21 protein-coding genes are annotated in these 17,982 nt (G+C 34.3%); 4 read left to right on the top strand and 17 right to left on the bottom strand.

Features of this window, described 5'->3' with window-relative positions; genetic code table 11:
* Positions 1-81: 81 nt before the first annotated feature.
* Together ACYFX0_RS12130 and ACYFX0_RS12125 are read left to right on the top strand one after the other, a co-directional pair.
* Positions 82-1,389, top strand: coding sequence for a hemolysin family protein (locus tag ACYFX0_RS12130; RefSeq protein WP_000353734.1), 1,308 nt, complete (start codon positions 82-84; stop codon positions 1,387-1,389).
* A 1-nt stretch (position 1,390) separates the two neighbouring features.
* The gene (locus tag ACYFX0_RS12125; protein WP_322217825.1) at positions 1,391-1,873 is read left to right on the top strand and encodes a DUF456 domain-containing protein; all 483 of its coding nucleotides are present in this window, start codon (positions 1,391-1,393) and stop codon (positions 1,871-1,873) included.
* A gap of 24 nt (positions 1,874-1,897) precedes the next feature.
* Here ACYFX0_RS12125 and ACYFX0_RS12120 read toward each other — a convergent pair whose 3' ends face one another.
* From ACYFX0_RS12120 to cls, 4 genes are all read right to left on the bottom strand, one after another.
* Positions 1,898-2,521, bottom strand: a complete 624-nt coding sequence (locus ACYFX0_RS12120; RefSeq protein WP_000861641.1) for an NAD(P)-dependent oxidoreductase — start codon at positions 2,519-2,521, stop codon at positions 1,898-1,900.
* A gap of 101 nt (positions 2,522-2,622) precedes the next feature.
* Positions 2,623-2,802, bottom strand: a complete 180-nt coding sequence (locus tag ACYFX0_RS12115; protein WP_001045962.1) for a hypothetical protein — start codon at positions 2,800-2,802, stop codon at positions 2,623-2,625.
* Positions 2,803-3,028: 226 nt separating this feature from the next.
* Positions 3,029-3,487, bottom strand: a complete 459-nt coding sequence (locus ACYFX0_RS12110; RefSeq protein ID WP_000340543.1) for a spore coat protein — start codon at positions 3,485-3,487, stop codon at positions 3,029-3,031.
* Between the two features lie 31 nt (positions 3,488-3,518).
* Positions 3,519-4,703, bottom strand: coding sequence for a cardiolipin synthase (cls, locus tag ACYFX0_RS12105; protein ID WP_002083284.1), 1,185 nt, complete (start codon positions 4,701-4,703; stop codon positions 3,519-3,521).
* A 160-nt stretch (positions 4,704-4,863) separates the two neighbouring features.
* Between cls and ACYFX0_RS12100 the strand changes: the two genes are divergently transcribed.
* Complete coding sequence (locus tag ACYFX0_RS12100) at positions 4,864-4,950, top strand: YjcZ family sporulation protein (protein WP_000505094.1); 87 nt, start codon at positions 4,864-4,866, stop codon at positions 4,948-4,950.
* A 126-nt stretch (positions 4,951-5,076) separates the two neighbouring features.
* Here ACYFX0_RS12100 and ACYFX0_RS12095 read toward each other — a convergent pair whose 3' ends face one another.
* The 8 genes from ACYFX0_RS12095 to cotH form a co-directional block, all read right to left on the bottom strand.
* Positions 5,077-5,583, bottom strand: a complete 507-nt coding sequence (locus ACYFX0_RS12095) for an acyl-CoA thioesterase (RefSeq protein ID WP_000141164.1) — start codon at positions 5,581-5,583, stop codon at positions 5,077-5,079.
* A gap of 119 nt (positions 5,584-5,702) precedes the next feature.
* Positions 5,703-6,572, bottom strand: coding sequence for a TIGR03943 family putative permease subunit (locus ACYFX0_RS12090; RefSeq protein ID WP_000488058.1), 870 nt, complete (start codon positions 6,570-6,572; stop codon positions 5,703-5,705).
* A 3-nt stretch (positions 6,573-6,575) separates the two neighbouring features.
* Complete coding sequence (locus ACYFX0_RS12085; RefSeq protein WP_000418726.1) at positions 6,576-7,472, bottom strand: permease; 897 nt, start codon at positions 7,470-7,472, stop codon at positions 6,576-6,578.
* A gap of 198 nt (positions 7,473-7,670) precedes the next feature.
* Positions 7,671-8,612 (bottom strand): magnesium transporter CorA family protein, encoded by a 942-nt coding sequence (locus ACYFX0_RS12080; protein ID WP_000932389.1) that lies wholly within the window; start codon positions 8,610-8,612, stop codon positions 7,671-7,673.
* 183 nt (positions 8,613-8,795) lie between these two features.
* Positions 8,796-10,175 carry a putative polysaccharide biosynthesis protein gene (locus ACYFX0_RS12075; RefSeq protein ID WP_000678844.1) on the bottom strand — a complete coding sequence of 460 codons (1,380 nt, stop codon included), beginning with the start codon at positions 10,173-10,175 and terminating at the stop codon, positions 8,796-8,798.
* Positions 10,176-10,277: 102 nt separating this feature from the next.
* Positions 10,278-10,880 (bottom strand): undecaprenyl phosphate transporter UptA, encoded by a 603-nt coding sequence (gene uptA / locus ACYFX0_RS12070; RefSeq protein ID WP_000880690.1) that lies wholly within the window; start codon positions 10,878-10,880, stop codon positions 10,278-10,280.
* A gap of 104 nt (positions 10,881-10,984) precedes the next feature.
* A complete protein-coding gene (locus ACYFX0_RS12065) occupies positions 10,985-11,602 on the bottom strand; it encodes an NUDIX hydrolase N-terminal domain-containing protein (protein ID WP_000153595.1) in 618 nt (205 codons plus the stop codon).
* A 105-nt stretch (positions 11,603-11,707) separates the two neighbouring features.
* Positions 11,708-12,784, bottom strand: coding sequence for a spore coat protein CotH (gene cotH / locus ACYFX0_RS12060; protein ID WP_306692069.1), 1,077 nt, complete (start codon positions 12,782-12,784; stop codon positions 11,708-11,710).
* A gap of 181 nt (positions 12,785-12,965) precedes the next feature.
* On the opposite strand from cotH, the gene exsB reads away from it, so the two are divergent.
* Complete coding sequence (gene exsB / locus ACYFX0_RS12055; RefSeq protein WP_000817480.1) at positions 12,966-13,526, top strand: exosporium protein ExsB; 561 nt, start codon at positions 12,966-12,968, stop codon at positions 13,524-13,526.
* Positions 13,527-13,571: 45 nt separating this feature from the next.
* Here the strand turns inward: exsB and ACYFX0_RS12050 are convergent, their stop codons facing one another.
* From ACYFX0_RS12050 to ACYFX0_RS12030, 5 genes are all read right to left on the bottom strand, one after another.
* Positions 13,572-14,183 carry a phosphoserine phosphatase 1 gene (locus ACYFX0_RS12050; protein WP_460270574.1) on the bottom strand — a complete coding sequence of 204 codons (612 nt, stop codon included), beginning with the start codon at positions 14,181-14,183 and terminating at the stop codon, positions 13,572-13,574.
* A 13-nt stretch (positions 14,184-14,196) separates the two neighbouring features.
* The gene (locus ACYFX0_RS12045) at positions 14,197-14,742 is read right to left on the bottom strand and encodes a short-chain dehydrogenase (protein WP_000543118.1); all 546 of its coding nucleotides are present in this window, start codon (positions 14,740-14,742) and stop codon (positions 14,197-14,199) included.
* Positions 14,743-14,755: 13 nt separating this feature from the next.
* Entirely contained in the window at positions 14,756-15,172 is a 417-nt protein-coding gene (gene fosB, locus ACYFX0_RS12040; protein ID WP_000943769.1) for a FosBx1 family fosfomycin resistance bacillithiol transferase, read from the bottom strand.
* A 59-nt stretch (positions 15,173-15,231) separates the two neighbouring features.
* Positions 15,232-16,893 carry a peptide ABC transporter substrate-binding protein gene (locus ACYFX0_RS12035; RefSeq protein WP_000824273.1) on the bottom strand — a complete coding sequence of 554 codons (1,662 nt, stop codon included), beginning with the start codon at positions 16,891-16,893 and terminating at the stop codon, positions 15,232-15,234.
* Positions 16,894-16,977: 84 nt separating this feature from the next.
* A complete protein-coding gene (locus ACYFX0_RS12030; RefSeq protein WP_080117667.1) occupies positions 16,978-17,982 on the bottom strand; it encodes a DUF2628 domain-containing protein in 1,005 nt (334 codons plus the stop codon).

The following is a 17,982-nucleotide window of genomic DNA, read 5'->3' as shown; positions in this document are numbered from 1 at the left end:
TTCATTTGGATTTATTATAAAAGTATAACATAATTGCAGGAGGTGACATCTTTATTCCAAACCTTGGAATAGAGAACACACTTGGACATATTAAATATTTTTCTCATATTTGTACTTATTCTTATTTCTGGCTTTTTCGTCGCATCAGAATTCGCTGTTGTAAAAGTACGTAAAAGTCGAATTGACCAACTTGCAAATGAAGGTAATAAACAAGCTTTAGCTGCAAGAAGTGTCCTATCTAATTTAGATGTTTATTTATCAGCTTGTCAACTCGGCATTACGATCACTTCTTTAGGGCTTGGTTGGCTTGGTGAACCGACTGTGGAGCATATACTACGACCGCTCTTTGAAAAAATTAATATTACTGGAACAATGGCTAACACTTTATCTTTTGTTATTGCTTTTAGTGTTATTACATTTTTCCACGTTGTATTAGGTGAGTTAGTTCCAAAGTCTTTCGCAATTCAAAAAGCAGAAGCAATCACACTCAAATTTGCAAGACCACTTATTTTATTTGATAAAATTATGTATCCATTCATTTGGCTACTAAATAGTGCAGCTATATTTTTCACAAAACTACTCGGATTAGAACCTGCGAAAGAAAATGAACTTGCTCATTCTGAAGAGGAATTGCGACTCATTTTAGGTGAAAGTTTTAAAAGCGGTGAAATAAACCAAACCGAATATAAATATGTAAATAACATTTTTGAATTTGATGATCGAGTTGCGAAAGAAATTATGGTTCCTCGTACCGAAATGATTTGCTTATCTACTGAAAATACGTTAGAAGAAAATATGGATATCGTCGCTACTGAGAAATATACACGCTATCCAATCATTGAAAAAGATAAAGATGATATCATTGGGATGATCAATACGAAAGAAGTATTCCATGATCAAACGAAAGGTATTTATAAACCACTTGAATCTTATATACATCCTGTTCTAACTGTATTTGAAACAGTTCCAATTCGTAAAACGTTAGTCCACCTTCAAAAAAATCGCGTTCAGATGGCAATCGTTATGGATGAATATGGTGGCACTGCCGGACTTTTAACGATGGAAGATATTCTTGAAGAAATCATTGGAGAAATTCAAGATGAATTCGATGCGGATGAACCACCTATGATTGAAAAACGTACACCTAAGCTTACTGTTGTAGATGGAAAGGTACTTATTTCTGAAGTAAATGATATGTTTGGCCTACATATTGATGATAGTGATTTAGATACAATCGGAGGGTGGATTCTCTCTCAAGCAGTTGACTTAAATATTGAAGCTGGCTATTCCATTGAATATGCTGGTTTTCAATTTAAAGTATTAGAACTTGATGGACATCAAGTCAAAAAAGTTGCTGTACATAAACTAGATATTAAAAAGGAGCTATAAAGTGACTGTTTTATTAACAATTTGTATCATTGCCTGTTTCATTGTTTCATTTCTCGCCTTTATTTATCCAATTATCCCTGGCATACTAGCTGTCTGGGCTGGATATTTGATTTACCATTTCGGTATAAATGGAGGAGAATTAACAACTTCTTTTTGGATTGTTCAAGTCATTTTCACTCTTTTCATTTTCGTTGCTGATTTTATTGCAAATGGATATTTCTTAAAAAAATACGGTAGTTCTAAATGGGGCGAACGTGTCGGAATGATTTCTATCATTGTTGGATCGTTTTTCTTCCCACCATTCGGACTTATTATCATACCGTTCTTATCAGTATTTATAACAGAACTAGTGCATAAAAAAGCGCCAAAAGATGCCTTTCTAGTTGGAGTCGCTACTGTAGTTGGTTTTTTAAGCAGTACAGTAGCGAAAGCAATTCTCCAAATCATTATGATTATCATCTTCGTATGTTATATCATCTTTTAACCATCCCGACTTCGGGATGGTTTTTTAATATGCAATACCTACTCGGCTATTTTCATATATGTTTTTCTTACATAGATCCCATGCAAAGTGTGCCGTATCACCCACTGTAATTTTTGATCCACCTTCTGGCAATATATCTTTTTCAGTTCGATATACCTCTGTCGCCTCACCATCTATTAAATGTGTCGGACAAACAACTGTCCAACATAAATTATTACTATTACTTAGTACCTTGTATGCAGCCAAATGATCTTCTGCTGCTGTTGTCGTTTTCCTTTTGGATTCCGTTGATTGGAAGCGATATAAATTTGGATTTGTTCTTGCTTGTAAAATACCGGCTGTTCCTACTGTAATAATTTTATGAACCCCTGCTTCTTCCATTTGCTTTATAATTTGTGGCATACTCTTCGCTAATGTTCTATTTTGATCCGTTCCAAGTGCACTAATTACTATATCACTTCCTTCTATCGCTTTCTTTATATCCTCTTCGTTCAATACATTACCTTCTATCACTCGTAACCTTTCATGTTGTATTTCTATTCTATTTAAATCACGCGCTAATGCAGTCACTTCAGCTGAATCCTTTAATGCTAAATTAATTATATTTGAACCTACTCGTCCTGTTGCTCCCAATATACATACTTTCATTTGTTTTCCCCCTCTTTCATTCTCTTTCTATTTTTCAATAATCTCAATCAATTTACAACAAAAAAGCTTCCTCATATAAAAGAGGAAGCTCTATTATTACATTATTTCTTTTCTTTAGAATCCGTAGACTTCTCAGTTCCGCTTGTTTCTTTATCCTTTTTGTCCTCTTGTTGTGTTGTTGTTTCGTCTTCTTTCTTCTTGTCCTCACCTTTACTACAACCTACCATTAATAAAGAACTTGCAAGTGCCATAGCAGTTAATGATTTAACCCATTTATTCATTTGCGTTTCCCCCTTGTGATAGAATATGTACAACCTCATATTACTCTCTATTTTTAAAGAAGAGATTGAAAAACAGTAAATATACGGTAAATTTTTGTAAATTTTCTGATAACAAAACCTAATTTAAATTTATATATTTCATTTCCAATTGATACACAATAAAACTAGTTTTCCCCTCTCAATGGACGTAAAAAAACTAAGGCGCATACCATTCCGCCTTAGTTTCTCATGCAAACTTTTCATTTTCATATAGATGTGTAATCTTATATTCCTTCTTCATAACATATTGCCACACACTATAAGCGTAACGGTTCATTTTCAAGAAACAATTTTCCAAAAATGAGCGAAACTCCGGATTAGCAACTTCCACTGCAACTTGAGCAAACTTTAAAGCTAATCGTTTCAAGTGCGCAATATAACAGGTTGCAATATGAATATCCCCTGTATATTTACTAACTGTTTCCTTTTCCATTTCATGCAAACCAAACTCCGTTGTTTCACAGGTTATATGCTGCACATTCTCTCCTTCTTGAAAATTTACTTGTTCATTATATGCTTGTAACATATATGGTAAATGGTGCTGTAATAGATTTTTTAATTCTTCGTCTCTGACCTTTCCAGCATACTCTCCAACCTTGTATATTAGCATATAACTATATCTCATTAATTCTTTCATACAGTCCATTAAAGCGCCTCCCTTCTCTTTTGTCCATATGCTATAAATATGATGCTAAAACATTCGCTATTCTTGCTAAAAACCAATCCCATCCACTAATTTTCTCAAAATCTTCTTCAGAAAATCGTTTTGATTTATGAAAGTCTACCTGTAATCGACTCCATACTTCATCAACAACTGTTTTATCATATATGATACAGTTAGACTCGCAATTTAAATAAAAACTTCTATTATCAAAATTCGCTGTCCCAATATCAACAATTTCTCCATCAATGATTGTTACTTTCCCATGAAAGAATCCATTTCGATATTGATAAATCTCCGCTCCAGCATGTAACATATCTTTCAAATATGGATAGGCAGCTTGTTTTAACAATATGGCATCACTTTTAAATGGCACGAGAATTTTTACATTAACACCACGATTTAATGCAGCTTTTAACTCTTTCACCATTTCTTTACTTGGTACAAAATATGGTGTAGCGATAATTAAAGACTTTTTAGCCTTTTTTAAAAGTGCCCCATACTTTTCCCATAAGCCTTTTCCATTTGAAAATAAATATTGATATTTCACATTCCCTAATGTAGGTATACTTTCATGTATAGGCATTTTTTCTCCTGTATCTTCTTTCCAATCTTCGGCGAACTTTCTTTCCATATCCGCTGCACCATCACCATGGATGCGCACGTGATAATCACGCCATGGCCCAAACTTCGGATCTTGTCCAAGGTACTCCTTTCCGATATTAAAGCCACCGACGTATGATATCTTTCCATCTATGGTAACAATGCGTCTATGATTCCGTTGATGCAAAGAATAGAACACATTTTTCAGTTTCAGTTTTTTACTAAATGTAAACTTCACACCGTTTTCCTTTAATCGGCTAATTACCTTTTTCTTCAACTTATATCCGCCTATCCGATCGACTGACAATTTCACTTCTACTCCGCTAGATGCTTTTTTCTCTAATAACTGTAAAAACTCTTGGCTTATTTCATCTTTTCCTACAATATAAAAATGGATATATATATACTTTTCTGCATCGTTTATATCGTCAAATAATTTTCTATATAACTCTTCACCGTTCGTATATAGTTGAAATTCACCTAATCGAACTTGTCCTAATTCATATTCACTAGCCATTTCCTTCCCCATTTCCACATCGATGTTCATCCAAATGAATACACCTATTAAACAAAGAATTATAGCGAAAAAGTGCTTCATGGATAAATTCCTTTCTCCACTTACTGTTATTTCTATATCTTCCCTTTTTTATTACATTATCATTCAAGAAAATATGTCATTGCATGATATATGTCCATATCAAACAATAGCTCATTTGCATATTGTATGTTGTATCTTAAAATAAAAGGAGGAAATAACAATGGGCTTCGCACATGGTAATGGATTTGCGCTACTAGTCGTATTATTTATCCTCTTAATCATCGTCGGTGCTGCTTGCTTCTGCTAAGTAGCTACTGTCATATGATATGTGGATGAAAAAACTATAAAAGCGGACACCTATTTTTAGGTGTCCGCTTTTCATTTTAAAACCATTTCCGCCTACTATAGTAAATTAAATGGCTAAATATTCATCTCAAAAGGTTAACAATGTGGCTACTTTCTTACTCTCTGCCTTACGTATATGACGCTGTTCTGCACGTAACACAGCAATACGATGTAATTCTTTCTCTTCTTCTGTTTCAGGGATAACACGCGGTACAGGAACTGGATTATTTTCCTTACTAAGTGCCACAAAAGTAACGAATGACGTTGCCGCTATACGCTTCTCACCTGAGATTAAATCTTCAGCCACTACCTTCACAAACACTTCCATTGAAGTTCTTCCCGTCCAAATTACGAAAGATTCATAACTAACACAATCTGAAGAACGAACAGGATGTAAGAAATCGACCCAGTCCATAGATGCTGTGACACATTCCTTTCTCGAATGTCTGGATGCTGAAATAGAAGCAACCATATCCATCTCCGCTAATATCTTCCCACCAAATAGCGTGTTATGATCATTTAAATCTGTTGGGAATACTCGGCTCGTTTTGAACACCCTTGACTCATTGGCTGTTTTCCCCTTTACTTCTGTCATTGTTATCACCCCTTTAATGATTTATCCCTAATATTTCAATAATCACTATACGAAATGAACTACACGTTTAATATTAACAACATTCAGAACTTTTAGTCCACAAAAAAGAACCGATCTTATCAATCGGCCCCTCTAAATACATATTGTTCTTTCGGCTGTTCAACTTTATTCCATTTCGTTACTTCTAATACAGGAATATTCGCATGAAACGGCTGATAAAATTCAGTAGAAATTTCTCCCTCTATTTGAATCCAATCATCATTTTTCCATTCTACACCTTCTGGTTTTTTCACTAACATACCATACACACCAGAATCTGCTACACAATGTATAATACCGAAACGGAATAAGAAGTATTGTTCTTTTTTAGAAGAATCATCTCTAAAAACAAACCCTTTAAAAGATAATTTTTTCCCAGTAAACTCGCCAGGATAATTATAAATTGTTTCCATACCCTTTAGGAAGTCTTCATCTTTCAAATTAATATTGTCTTTCGTAACAAACTCTTTCTTCCCTTTTTCCATTACACCGCGGTATCCTTCTTTCCCGTAATAAATGCTCGTATCAGGTCTTAGAAATTGTCTTGTCATAAATGGATCCTTACTTTCTGCTTGTGCAACAGGAAAATGAAATCCTTTCGCCTTAACAATATCTGAATCTAACGTTGCAATCGGGAAAAATAAGCCTGAGATAATTGGAAAACAAAACAATGAGTACGAAAATGCTTTTTTCCACCATGTATTCTCATCTTTTGAATGATCATGCCCGCAATGGCTATGGTCACAACTGCAATCATTTTTCTCTTTTTCCTTTTGGTGCTCTTTTTGGAAAACGACGATAATTTGTACAATCGTTAAGAAACCTAAAATAATTGCTGCTGTTGTTGATAAATAAGCATACTTCATATTGATATACTTCGTAATGTTACCCGAAATATGAAGCTGCGCAATTAATATTGTAAAACCTAATAATATATACGCTCGAAACATAACCTACCACCCCATCGCATAAATGAGTAGTGAGCTTGCATAAACAACAAGTGTAACTGTAACTGTAACGACAATTACAAATTTCGTTTTAAATGTCGCAAGCATCATAAACATATTTTTAATATCCACCATCGGTCCGTAAACAAGGAACGCGACAAGTGATGCTGTTGAAAATGTACTTTGGAATGATGAAGCAATAAACGCATCCGCTTCTGAACAAAGTGATAATATGTAAGCAAGTCCCATCATAACAGCTGGTGAAGAGAACGGCCCTTGTCCTATAGCAAGAAGTGTTGAAGTTTGTACGAACGTTTGAACTGCAGCTGCAATTAACGCACCTAATACTAAATATTTTCCCATCGAGAAAAATTCCTCAACAGCATGCGTACATACATCCCACATTTTTTTACGTAATGGACGCTTATGATTCACTTCTGGGAAGTGATCATCTCTTAATTGATGTTCTCTAAACATAAATGATAATATAATTCCAACGATAATTGCTACGATAATCGCTACAATAGAACGATACCATACCATGTGCATACTACTTCCAAAGGCAACGTATGTTGCAAATAAAACAACTGGATTAATAATTGGCCCAGTTAACATAAATGCAATCCCCGCATATGGCGGAACCCCTTTTCCGATTAATCGTCTTACAATCGGAACAATTCCACATTCACAACCTGGAAACAACATCCCTAAAAAAGTAGCTACTAAAACAGACAGAAATCGGTTTTTCGGCATCCATTTTGCTACCATATCTTCTGTCACGAACATTTGAATGAATCCTGAAATAAATACACCAATGAGCACGAAAGGAAGTGCTTCGATCAATATGGAGATAAAAATTGTATTCATTTGCAGGAATGCTTTCGGTAATTGAAACAATTCCATGATGTATTTCCTCCAACTTTTCATTAACAATATGTAATTTTAACCCCATTTCATTAATTGGACAAGGTTTATATGGAATACATACCCTTTATATACATTACATTGTACAAGTTATATTCTATTCAAAATTTGAGATTTCATAGCAAAAAAGCTGCTCTAGCGTAGTTATATAACTATGCTAGAGCAGCTTTTTTATCGTTAAAAGTAACGTTTCTTCCAAAAAACAAAAGCTAACGTGAAAGATAGTGTTACACATATGATGAGTACAATTACAAAACCGTGGGCTTCCCCTTCAAACGGAACCTTTACGTTCATTCCAAAGAAACTAGAAACCATCGTCGGTAAAGATAAAATGATCGTAATTGACGTTAACAGTTTCATAACACTATTTAAATTATTTGATATAACGGAGCTAAAAGTATTCATCATTCCACTTAAAATGTGACTATATATTTCCGCCATTTCAATAGCCTGTTTATTTTCAATTAATACATCTTCTAATAAATCTTGATCGTCTTCATACATTTTTAAAAATGTACTATTACGCATTAACTTTTGAATCACAATTTTATTAGCCTTTAATGACGTTGTAAAGTATACTAAACTTTTCTCAAGGCCTAATAATGTGAAAATCTCTTTATTTTTCATTGACTGATTTAATTGATGCTCTAAATCAATTGTTTTTCGATTTATTTGCTTTAAGTATCTTAAATAATAAGTAGAAATCGTATATAAGAGCTGAAGTGCAAAGCGCGTCTTCTTAAACGTATAAAATTCTTTAATACGTTGATTAATAAAACGTTCAAAAATTGGGTTTTCTTCTAAACAAATTGTCACAAAGCAATCTGGCATCACAATCATACCTATTGGAATCGTGTCATAAATCGAATTTCCTTCTTCGTCATGTCTAACTGTCGGAATATCCACGATAATTAAAGTATTATTGTCTTCCTTTTCAATACGAGAGCGTTCTTCATCATCCAAAGGGTCTTTAATGAAATCTAAGTCTACATTTAAAGTTTGTACTAGATATTGAATTTCTTCTTCTGTTGGATGAAGTACATTAATCCAGCACCCCTTTTGCATTTCCTCAATCTCTTGTAGTTTTCCGTTTCGGTCTGTTAAATATATATTTAACATACTATCACCCCGATTCTTTTTACATGTAGGAATCTACCTCTCTTAAATCACAGTTTTTAAACCGCCATTCTCAGCATATGAAACATACGTTTAAATTTCAATAGAAAAATTATTTTGAAAACGTTTTTATAAGAAAAATATTATAAACATAGAAAAAGACAGAGTGCTCTCTGCCTTAAAAGCTTATGTTGCCTTTATAACATATTTAGAAAGCATCCACAAGTTAAACCCAACTGAAATCGTATAGCCCGCGTATGTTGAAATAATAAAACTTACATAATCGAAATACGGAAGCAATACAATATTTAAAACTATTTTCACAATAATTCCAATCACTAGTCCTAGCACCGTCTTCTGCTGTTGATTGATTCCTTGTAGCATAGCAGCCGTTACTGTAAAAAGAGAAAATAGTATGCAAGCAGGAGCATAATACTGTAAAATGATTCTCCCCATCTCTGGATCATTTCCAGCACCGAATAAAAGAGTATATACAGGCTTGGCTAACACAATCATTCCAATTGCAGCCGGCACCGTAATCGCTACTACTAATACATTTGTTCTCGTAAAATGTTTGTACAATAGCTTCGTATTTCCTGCTGTGTAAGCTTTCGTCATCTCTGGTACGAGAGACATACTAAAAGCTGTCGCAACGGATACCGGGATGAGCACAACCATTTGAACAAGACCAATTATCGCATTAATTTTTTCCGCTTCTCCTTGCATATACCCTATTTGTATAAGTAGTTTATTAATTGTAAATGTATCAATAGTCTGATACAACGGAATTGCTAAGCCCACCACAACAAAAGGAATAGAATATGTAAAGAGCTCCTTATACAATGAGAAAAAGGATTTTGTTGTTTGTGGTATACTTGCCATCTCTTTTTTCTTTAAGTGCCTTCTCCTTCTTATATAATATGCACTTAAAACAGTTAATCCACCTACAGCTCCCATAAATGCACCGAACGTTGAAATACCAACCGCTAATGAAACAGACGCTTTTAAAACATATAAAACGACAAAGCTTCCTATTAAAATGGTTAAAACCCGAAAAAATTGCTCTACAACTACACTTAATGCAGAAGGCCCCATCGATTGGAATCCTTGAAAGAAGCCCCTTAATAAACTCATTACTGGCACAAGTATTAACGCAAAACTTACAATTCGAATATTAGTAGTAACCGCTCCTACACTATTCCCCGTTTGATCATTCCCATCGATGACAAGCTTAGCTAAATGCGGAGCTAGCATATATAACGTAAAACACGAAATGACTCCCATTATAAACATAAACACGATTCCACTTTTCAACACTCTCTTAACCGTATGATAATCATTCAGTTGATCATATTTTGATACCATTTTTGAAACTGCAAGTGGTAATCCCATTGTCGCAATGCTGAGCATAATTGTATAGGGGCGATATGCATACGTATATAAAACGTACCCACTCGTACCGACCATTGCTGTAAATGGTATAACATATATAAACCCTAACATTTTTGATATCATCGTTGCCATCGTTAAAAATATCGTTCCACGTATAAACGGTGACCCTTTCATCACATTCCTCCGCTACGCTTTATTATTATACATTATGGACAACTCTTTTTTTTTAGAACCGAACCGAAACAAATAAAAAAAGCCAATGAATTATCATTGACTTTAGCGTGTTGTTTTTTTCTTTTTCAAATATTTTAAACCGAAGTATAGAGCAATAAAAAGAACAGCTCCTATAATTATGTAATGTGTGTAATCAGATGCATACTCTTTAATTTGTCGCCAATTCCCACCAAGTTTTTCACCTAAGTATATAAATAGAATTGACCATGGAATGATCGCTACAACCGTATAAAGCGTAAATAGTTTTAATGGCATCTTAGCTAGTCCTGCTGGAATAGAGATTGCATGACGTACTACTGGGATAAAGCGCGCAGAAAATATTACGCCAGCTCCATAACGCTTAAACCAACCTTCCGCTATGTCTAAATGGTGTTTATTAATAAGCAGATATTTCCCATATTTCTCTACAACCGGACGCCCTCCGTAGTATCCAAGCCAGTATAAAAAGATTTGGGCTAAAGTACCACCAATAGTTCCGGCGATAACTGCACCCACAAAACTAATTTTACCATCCGCTACTAAAAAGCCAGCATACGAAAGTACAATTTCACTTGGGATTACTTCAATCATTAAAGCAAGAGCTACTCCAAAGTAACCTAAGCTTGCAAAAAATTGCAATAACTGATCTATTATGTTTGCTAACATGTTCTTTTTTATCTCCTTTTTTCTTCACATACCATCCCATTATTACATAAAGGCTGCAATCTGCCAATATCTTCATTTTAACAATATGTACAATTCAAGCAGGATTAATCTATTAATTTCTCTTTCTGCGGGTCTTTCATGTAGGCAAACATCTCTTTAATTTGGTCTTCTGTATTTCTAGCAATTGATAAATTAGGCAATTCATTTTCACCAAAAAACTCCACCTCTTCTGTTTCAATGCTAGTTTTCTTTTCTCCACCAATAATCTCGCATCCAATGAAAATCTTATATACATGCGTCGCCGATGGAGATGGTTGATGTTTTTCTTTATCAAATATAGCTAGTAACTTAAAATGATCTACCTCATAACCCGTCTCTTCGACAACCTCTTTTGCTGCAACTTCGGTTGGCGTATAACCGACATCAGCCCATCCACCTGGCAATGCCCATTTCCCATCGCTTTTTTCTTTCACAAATAATAACTTTTCATTTTGAAAAACAACTGCTCTTATATCAACTTTAGGTGTTTGATAGCCTGTCTCACTTGCAAATAATTTCTCTACAACTTCCCAATCAGTTTTTGTGTAATGTGACATCATCGAAATCGAAATGTCTCGTAATTGTTGGAAGCGTTCTATATCGTACACATCCTTAGAATACGTTAAACCTGCTTGGGTTATAGATTGTATTTGTTTTACCCAATCAATCCATTTAATCGTCATATATCCGCATCCCCATTCTCTTTCAAATATATTACTTCACTTTTATTGATACATCTTTATTATACAAAAAAAAAGAGATTGATAACGTTTCAATCTCTTTCAAAATTAATCCAATTCATATAAGTGGTCTTGTATATACTTTCTTCTTTTATTTATATATTCATAAATCATATCAGCCTCTTGATCAAATGTTTCTAATTTTTCTTTCATATATGGATCTTGTAGTAAATATGGACGAATCAATTCACACAATCCTTCTACTTTCGGCCTCATAAACGAAACTGTAAATTGGTCTTCTAATATTTCTTCTAAAATACTTCGATACTGCTTTCTAAACACAGGTATGTCTAACAATCTTGCACTTAGCGTGTTATACCCTTGAATGCGGATATATTCATGATTAAGCGGTCTCCCTTGTACATCTCGCCCCCAAGTCGCATCATAATCCCACGGTATAACTTCAAATAAATTTGTTTCATCGTTATGATATAGTGCATAGTTATGGACAAAACCATCAAAGTTTTGCGTAAAAATAACTCCTGCTAACCATCGTAAATATTTATCTACATGTAGAAACTTCCCAATCTCTTTTTCATAGGCTTCCCTCGTCAAAGTATTCGCTTGAAATACAAATTCACTCAGTTGTTCTTCACTATTTTCATTCGAATATTTAAATTCATAACCCGCAAAGAGCTTCGTCTTAACATCTTTATCTCGTTCACTCATTAATGAAAAATTCGCATCATCATCTATCGCATAATAAATAGAACCACTCGGTAATCCTCTATTTTTCAAAAAGTTTTCATCAACTGATTCTAACTGTAAATACACACCTTGAATTTGACCATTAATTTTTATAAATACATGTTGTGATTTTGGCGAAAGTACACCAATGTTATGAAAAAAGTCTAGCGATAGTTTATTTCGTATGAGAGACGGATCCATAAACTCAGAATTCAAATGAAACTCTTTCGCACCTTGAAATTTTTTTGGTTTATAAAACATAACATGATAAGATTTTTTCTCAAACTCACGAATATGAGCTCCTCGGTATACGATATCAATGTCATATTTCTTTTTTCCATAAGTTAATTTTGCTGGCACTGGACTATCTGACCAAATGTCTTTTTTCAATTCCACTAAGTACATTGGATGAACAAAAAAATCATATGAAGGTAACATATTTTCTCATCCCTTCTCAGTTCTCTTCATTCAATGTATGCGCCTTGTCTTGTCCATACATCCGCTATCATCTATTTATAGAAAATTACACTCTTGTCCTGTTCAGAAAGACGTCATCTCTCATATCATGTTAAGGAAAAAGAATACCTTTTCAACTTAATACATGATAAGGAGGATTTCTATGAAACGTGATATTAGAAAAGCTGTTGAAGAAATCAAAAGTGCTGGGATGGAGGATTTCTTACACCAAGATCCAAGCACATTCGAATGTGATGACGATTGCTCTTCAAAAATTGAGTGTAGCGACGATTGTAAATGCCCAAGAACAAGATGTACTCGTGTGAAACATTGTACATTTGTTACAAAATGTACTCACGTTAAAAAGTGGACATTTGTTACGAAATGTACTCGTGTACGCGTTCAAAAATGGACGTTCGTTACGAAAGTAACACGTAGAAAAGAATGCGTTTTAGTTACAAAACGTACGCGTAGAAAACATTGTACTTTCGTTACAAAATGTGTACGTTTTGAAAAGAAATTTTACTGGACTAAACGATGTTACTGTAAAAAATGCGAATTCTTCCCTCACGGACACGGCGGCTCTTGCGATGATTCATGTGATCATGGTAAAGACTGTCACGATGATGGGCACAAATGGAATGATTGCAAAGGCGGACATAAATTCCCATCTTGCAAAAATAAGAAATTTGATCACTTCTGGTATAAAAAACGTAACTGCTAGTTTTTATACCACCAAAAAAAGGCCGTTTTGCGGCCTTTTTTACATTTATTGAAAGTGACTTATATCTGCAAATTGTTTCACTTTACCAATACCCTCTTCAAATTCTATTATGCTCAAACTAGCACTATGCATAAATGGATCATCCCACACATTTTCTATTTCAATTCCCGCGAAATGCCCTACAAGTAATTTTGCTGCTGCCGCATGAGAAACAATCAATATGCTTTGTCCCTTATGCTTCTCTAAAAGAAGCTGCATCCCTTCAATTACTCTTTCATAAACGGCCTCAAAATTTTCGCCTGATGTTGACTGAAAAAGATGTGGCTCATTCCAAAACAGATGTACTTCTTCTGGAAATTGCTTTTCTATATCCGCGATTGTTTGTCCTTCCCATATACCCATGTTGATTTCATAGAAATGCTCATCCGCTATAATAGGTATATCACGTTCCCCCTTTATTAACTCTGCCGTATGAAGTGTTCTTTCGCTCAGACTACTATAGATCGCATGGATTGGTAAATCTTTCATTCGATTCCCTAATTGTTTCGCCTGAACTATACCATTTTCAGTTAAAGCAGAATTTTTCCGTCCCTGCATTCGCTTCGCTACATTCCACTCTGTTTCACCATGCCTTGTTACATATATAGTTGTTTTCATTTCTTACTCCCCCTCACCATGTTGGTCGTAATTCCCACGGTTCAACTCTCCCTACAATCCACTCCGCTCGTTTACTTTCAATCCCTTTTATAACTCCATCAGCTATCTCTTCATGAGTAAGCCATCTTCCATATGTATCTTCTAAAATAAAACCTAAAATAATTCTATGATAAATACATCGCGTACTCCCTATTTTTTGTGCAGGCATACGTGATGCTTTACTACCTAAAATATGAAATAAACTATATGTTTTAGACGACAAATCTAGTTCTTTACAAATATTTGATAGTGCATGCTTTGCACTTGTGTGTACCCATGCAACAACTAATGTGATCGGGCCATTTTTCTTAATTGTACTTTTAATAGCTAGCTTTACATCTTCATCATTATGATAATCTAACGAAAGGCATGTAATATTTTCTGGTGCAGAACTCATTCGCTTAACATTTTCTAATTTCACTTCATCTCGCCCGATAATAGAAACATAAAATCCTTTCTCACAAAGCCACATAGAAACTTTCTTTAGCATTCCTGTTCCACCAATTACAAGTGCATGCAAATGCTATCCCTCCCTAATAAAATGTCATATGAGGTTTCTCATCTCTATAATAATTTAAACGGTCTTGCAGTGTCCCTGAGTGAAACTCAAATTTATGACCGTCAGGATCAACAAAGTATATAGATTCGCAATCTCTTACATCACGTTCTCTTCCTTGTAAAATATGAACATCATTTTCTTCTAATCGCTGTATTAGACATTTAAAGTCTTCTTGTTCAACAGAAAATGCAATGTGCGTATAAGATTGATGAATCTCATTTCTCGGAATATGCGTCTCTTCATTAAGCGCTATCCATACTCCACATATGTTAAAATAAGCTAATTTTCTTCCTTTAACTAGTAATTCTCCTTCTAATACTTTTTCATAAAACATAATAGAGTTTTCTAAATTAGATACCGAAAAACAAATGTGATTGATTCCCCTTAACAACTATAATTCCTCCTTATACAAATAAAAGATGAGCGAAAATTCACTCATCTTTTATTATACTATTTTTTTGTAATATATGCCCATTTATAACTGAAGTCCCCGCCAAACGTATGGTTAGCAATGCCTTTTACAAATGGCTTCTCTAAATAAGCTGTACTTTGTTGGTACGTAGGAGAAATTGCTGCGTCTTGACCAATTAAGATTTTTTCAGCTTCCGCAAGTGCATTCCAGCGTGCTTTATCATCTTTTAATAGCTCTCCTTTTGATTTCGCTACTAAATCATCATACTTCGGATTAGAATAATCCATTTCATTAAATGAGCTTCCAGTAACAAACATATCAATATAAGTCATTGGATCCGGATAATCAGGGCTCCATGCAGATAATGAGAATTCATATTGGAATTTCTTTTCTAAATCTAGCTTCTGCTTGTATGGTTGCTGTTTCAAATTCACTTTAATACCAGGCAAGTTTTTCTCTAGTTCTTCCTTAATAAAGTCGCCTACTTTTTTACGGCTACCGTTATCATCGTTTAGTAATTCAACCGTAATTGTATCTTGACCAAGCTCTTTCTTCGCTTCTTCCCATAATTTTTTTGCTTTCTCTGCGTTATCTTTACTATCACGGAAGTTTTTATTTACAGAGCGGAAGTCTTTTCCATCCGGACCTGTCGTGAATTTTTCAGGTACTAAGAAATATGCTGGCAATGAACCGTCATTTAAAATGACATCAGCAATTCCTTTTTTATCGTATGCTAAATCAATCGCTTCACGTACTTTTTGGTTTTTAAATGTTGCATTTTTTTGGTTAAAACGTAAGAAATATATGCGTGGATCTAACTTCGTTTTAAATTCATCTGGTTTATTCTTTTTATATTTATCAACAAATTCAGAAGTTAAAATAACTCGATCTGCTTGATCACTATCATATAAATTTACTCCCGTGCTTGTTTCCTTCACAATACTTACATTAATTTCGTCTAACTTTACAGTATCTTTATCCCAATAATTAGGATTTTTCTTTAACTGATAATTTTGTTCATGTTTCCATTGACTCATTGTAAATGGTCCATTATATACTAATTTATCTGCTTCTAATCCGTATTTATCTCCTTGCTCTTTCACATATTTTTCATTTAATGGGAAAAATGTAGGGAACGACGTAAGCTCAAGAAAATAAGGTGCTGGTTGCTCTAATTCTACTACCAACGTTTTATCATCCTTCGCTTTAACACCCAATTGATCTGCTGGTAATTCACCTTTATTTACTTTCTGTGCATTTTTCACATCAAATAAAATGAATGCATATTCTGCCGCTATTGCTTTATCTAATGTACGTTGCCATGCATATACAAAATCTTGTGCTCGAACTGGATCACCATTTGACCATTTCGCATCACGTAATTCAAATGTATATGTCTTTTTATCTTCACTAATCTTCACATCTTTTGCCATGCCTGGTGTTGGTTTATTATCTTTATCTAGACGATATAAACCTTCCATTGCATTTACAAATACACGGAAAGATACAGAATCCGTTGATTTAGATGTATCCATTGAAGGAATTTCAGCTGTTTCTAGCAAATTTAAAACTTGTTTATCGGCCATTCCCTTATTCGATTCTTTCTTCGTTGTCGAAGCCTTCTCACCATTCCCACATCCTGCAACCAATACACTCGTCGTTAACGCAAGTGCAGCAATTGTTGTTGTCTTTCTCTTCATTCTTCCTTCCCCCAATCTATATGTATAAGTTAAATCCTATATAATATATTTTATTATACAAAAGATTCTGATTATTTTAAATATTTATTTTAACAAACATAGAAAAAAGCGATCGGAAATTTCTTTCCAGCCGCTTCCTTGAATAGCATTTACTTGTAATCCATCCTCTATATCAAATGGATTTTGAACTTTAAATATTTCTTCCATCAGCTTCAAAAACTCTTCTTCAGTTTTAGATTCACCATTAACCATAAGTGAGTATGGTTCCACTTCACCTAATTTATAATCGACAACAAATTGAATCTTCACCTTTTGTCTTGGCGTTCCGGTGTTATATCCTTGGAATTCTACTAATTCTAACCCTTCCGTTCCACGATAATATATCCAACCTGAATTTTGAAAATAATTTTCGAAAGATTCACCTATTGAAAAGAAAGGATATTCATAAAGCGAGCTTGTACGAACCTTTTGAATAACGTCTCGATCAGTCGGAAAAAAGAAATGACTAAAAAATATGCTAGCAACTGCTAAAATAGTAACAATTGTCGCTCCCATTTTGCTCGTTCCGCCGCTATCATTGATTAGATAGTTTTCAACTGATTTATCTTTTATTTCTCTTGCTTTTATTCGGTATATACGTCTTTCCGCAAATTGATAGTATAATCCATTTGCAAAAATCCCCATTCCAAACAGAATAAAAATGAGTAATAAAAACGTAAGAGGTACCATATTAATGATTGGCAACGCTACATTAAATCCCATATAATACGAAAATGCATCACACGCTACTAATAACAACATAAATAAAGCAGCTGGTACATAATACTTACGATATCCTAGCCAGCCTATATTGAAAATAGCAGCCCAACCATTCCAACTCCACCTAGCAATCCGCTTATTCTCAAGTTCCCATTTCCTTTTGTAATACGGATATTGTCTCCCTACATATACTTCTAGTTCTTTATCTATTAACGAGCTACCTTCCTCTTGTTCATTATCCAAGTTTCGCTGACAACTTGCACAATTTAACTGTTCCTCCTCGCAAGATTGCCCACAATTTATACATTTCAAAACAATCCCTCTTCCCAT

The organism is Bacillus sp. NEAU-Y102, from assembly GCF_054788175.1.
This window is presented reverse-complemented; position numbering and strand designations above follow the sequence as displayed.

Excerpts from the sequence above, each read along its gene's own strand:
- ACYFX0_RS12090 (WP_000488058.1), bottom strand. The coding sequence starts at position 6,572 with ATGTTTCGAGCGTATATATTATTAGGTTTTACAATATTAATTGCGCAG.
- ACYFX0_RS12080 (WP_000932389.1), bottom strand. The coding sequence starts at position 8,612 with ATGTTAAATATATATTTAACAGACCGAAACGGAAAACTACAAGAGATT.
- cls (WP_002083284.1), bottom strand. The coding sequence starts at position 4,703 with ATGAAGCACTTTTTCGCTATAATTCTTTGTTTAATAGGTGTATTCATT.
- ACYFX0_RS12035 (WP_000824273.1), bottom strand. The coding sequence starts at position 16,893 with ATGAAGAGAAAGACAACAACAATTGCTGCACTTGCGTTAACGACGAGT.
- exsB (WP_000817480.1), top strand. The coding sequence starts at position 12,966 with ATGAAACGTGATATTAGAAAAGCTGTTGAAGAAATCAAAAGTGCTGGG.
- ACYFX0_RS12065 (WP_000153595.1), bottom strand. The coding sequence starts at position 11,602 with ATGACGATTAAATGGATTGATTGGGTAAAACAAATACAATCTATAACC.
- ACYFX0_RS12030 (WP_080117667.1), bottom strand. The coding sequence starts at position 17,982 with ATGGGAAGAGGGATTGTTTTGAAATGTATAAATTGTGGGCAATCTTGC.
- ACYFX0_RS12050 (WP_460270574.1), bottom strand. The coding sequence starts at position 14,183 with ATGAAAACAACTATATATGTAACAAGGCATGGTGAAACAGAGTGGAAT.
- ACYFX0_RS12095 (WP_000141164.1), bottom strand. The coding sequence starts at position 5,583 with ATGACAGAAGTAAAGGGGAAAACAGCCAATGAGTCAAGGGTGTTCAAA.
- uptA (WP_000880690.1), bottom strand. The coding sequence starts at position 10,880 with ATGTTAGCAAACATAATAGATCAGTTATTGCAATTTTTTGCAAGCTTA.
- ACYFX0_RS12110 (WP_000340543.1), bottom strand. The coding sequence starts at position 3,487 with ATGGACTGTATGAAAGAATTAATGAGATATAGTTATATGCTAATATAC.
- ACYFX0_RS12075 (WP_000678844.1), bottom strand. The coding sequence starts at position 10,175 with ATGAAAGGGTCACCGTTTATACGTGGAACGATATTTTTAACGATGGCA.
- cotH (WP_306692069.1), bottom strand. The coding sequence starts at position 12,784 with ATGTTACCTTCATATGATTTTTTTGTTCATCCAATGTACTTAGTGGAA.
- ACYFX0_RS12120 (WP_000861641.1), bottom strand. The coding sequence starts at position 2,521 with ATGAAAGTATGTATATTGGGAGCAACAGGACGAGTAGGTTCAAATATA.
- ACYFX0_RS12085 (WP_000418726.1), bottom strand. The coding sequence starts at position 7,472 with ATGGAATTGTTTCAATTACCGAAAGCATTCCTGCAAATGAATACAATT.
- ACYFX0_RS12115 (WP_001045962.1), bottom strand. The coding sequence starts at position 2,802 with ATGAATAAATGGGTTAAATCATTAACTGCTATGGCACTTGCAAGTTCT.
- ACYFX0_RS12100 (WP_000505094.1), top strand. The coding sequence starts at position 4,864 with ATGGGCTTCGCACATGGTAATGGATTTGCGCTACTAGTCGTATTATTT.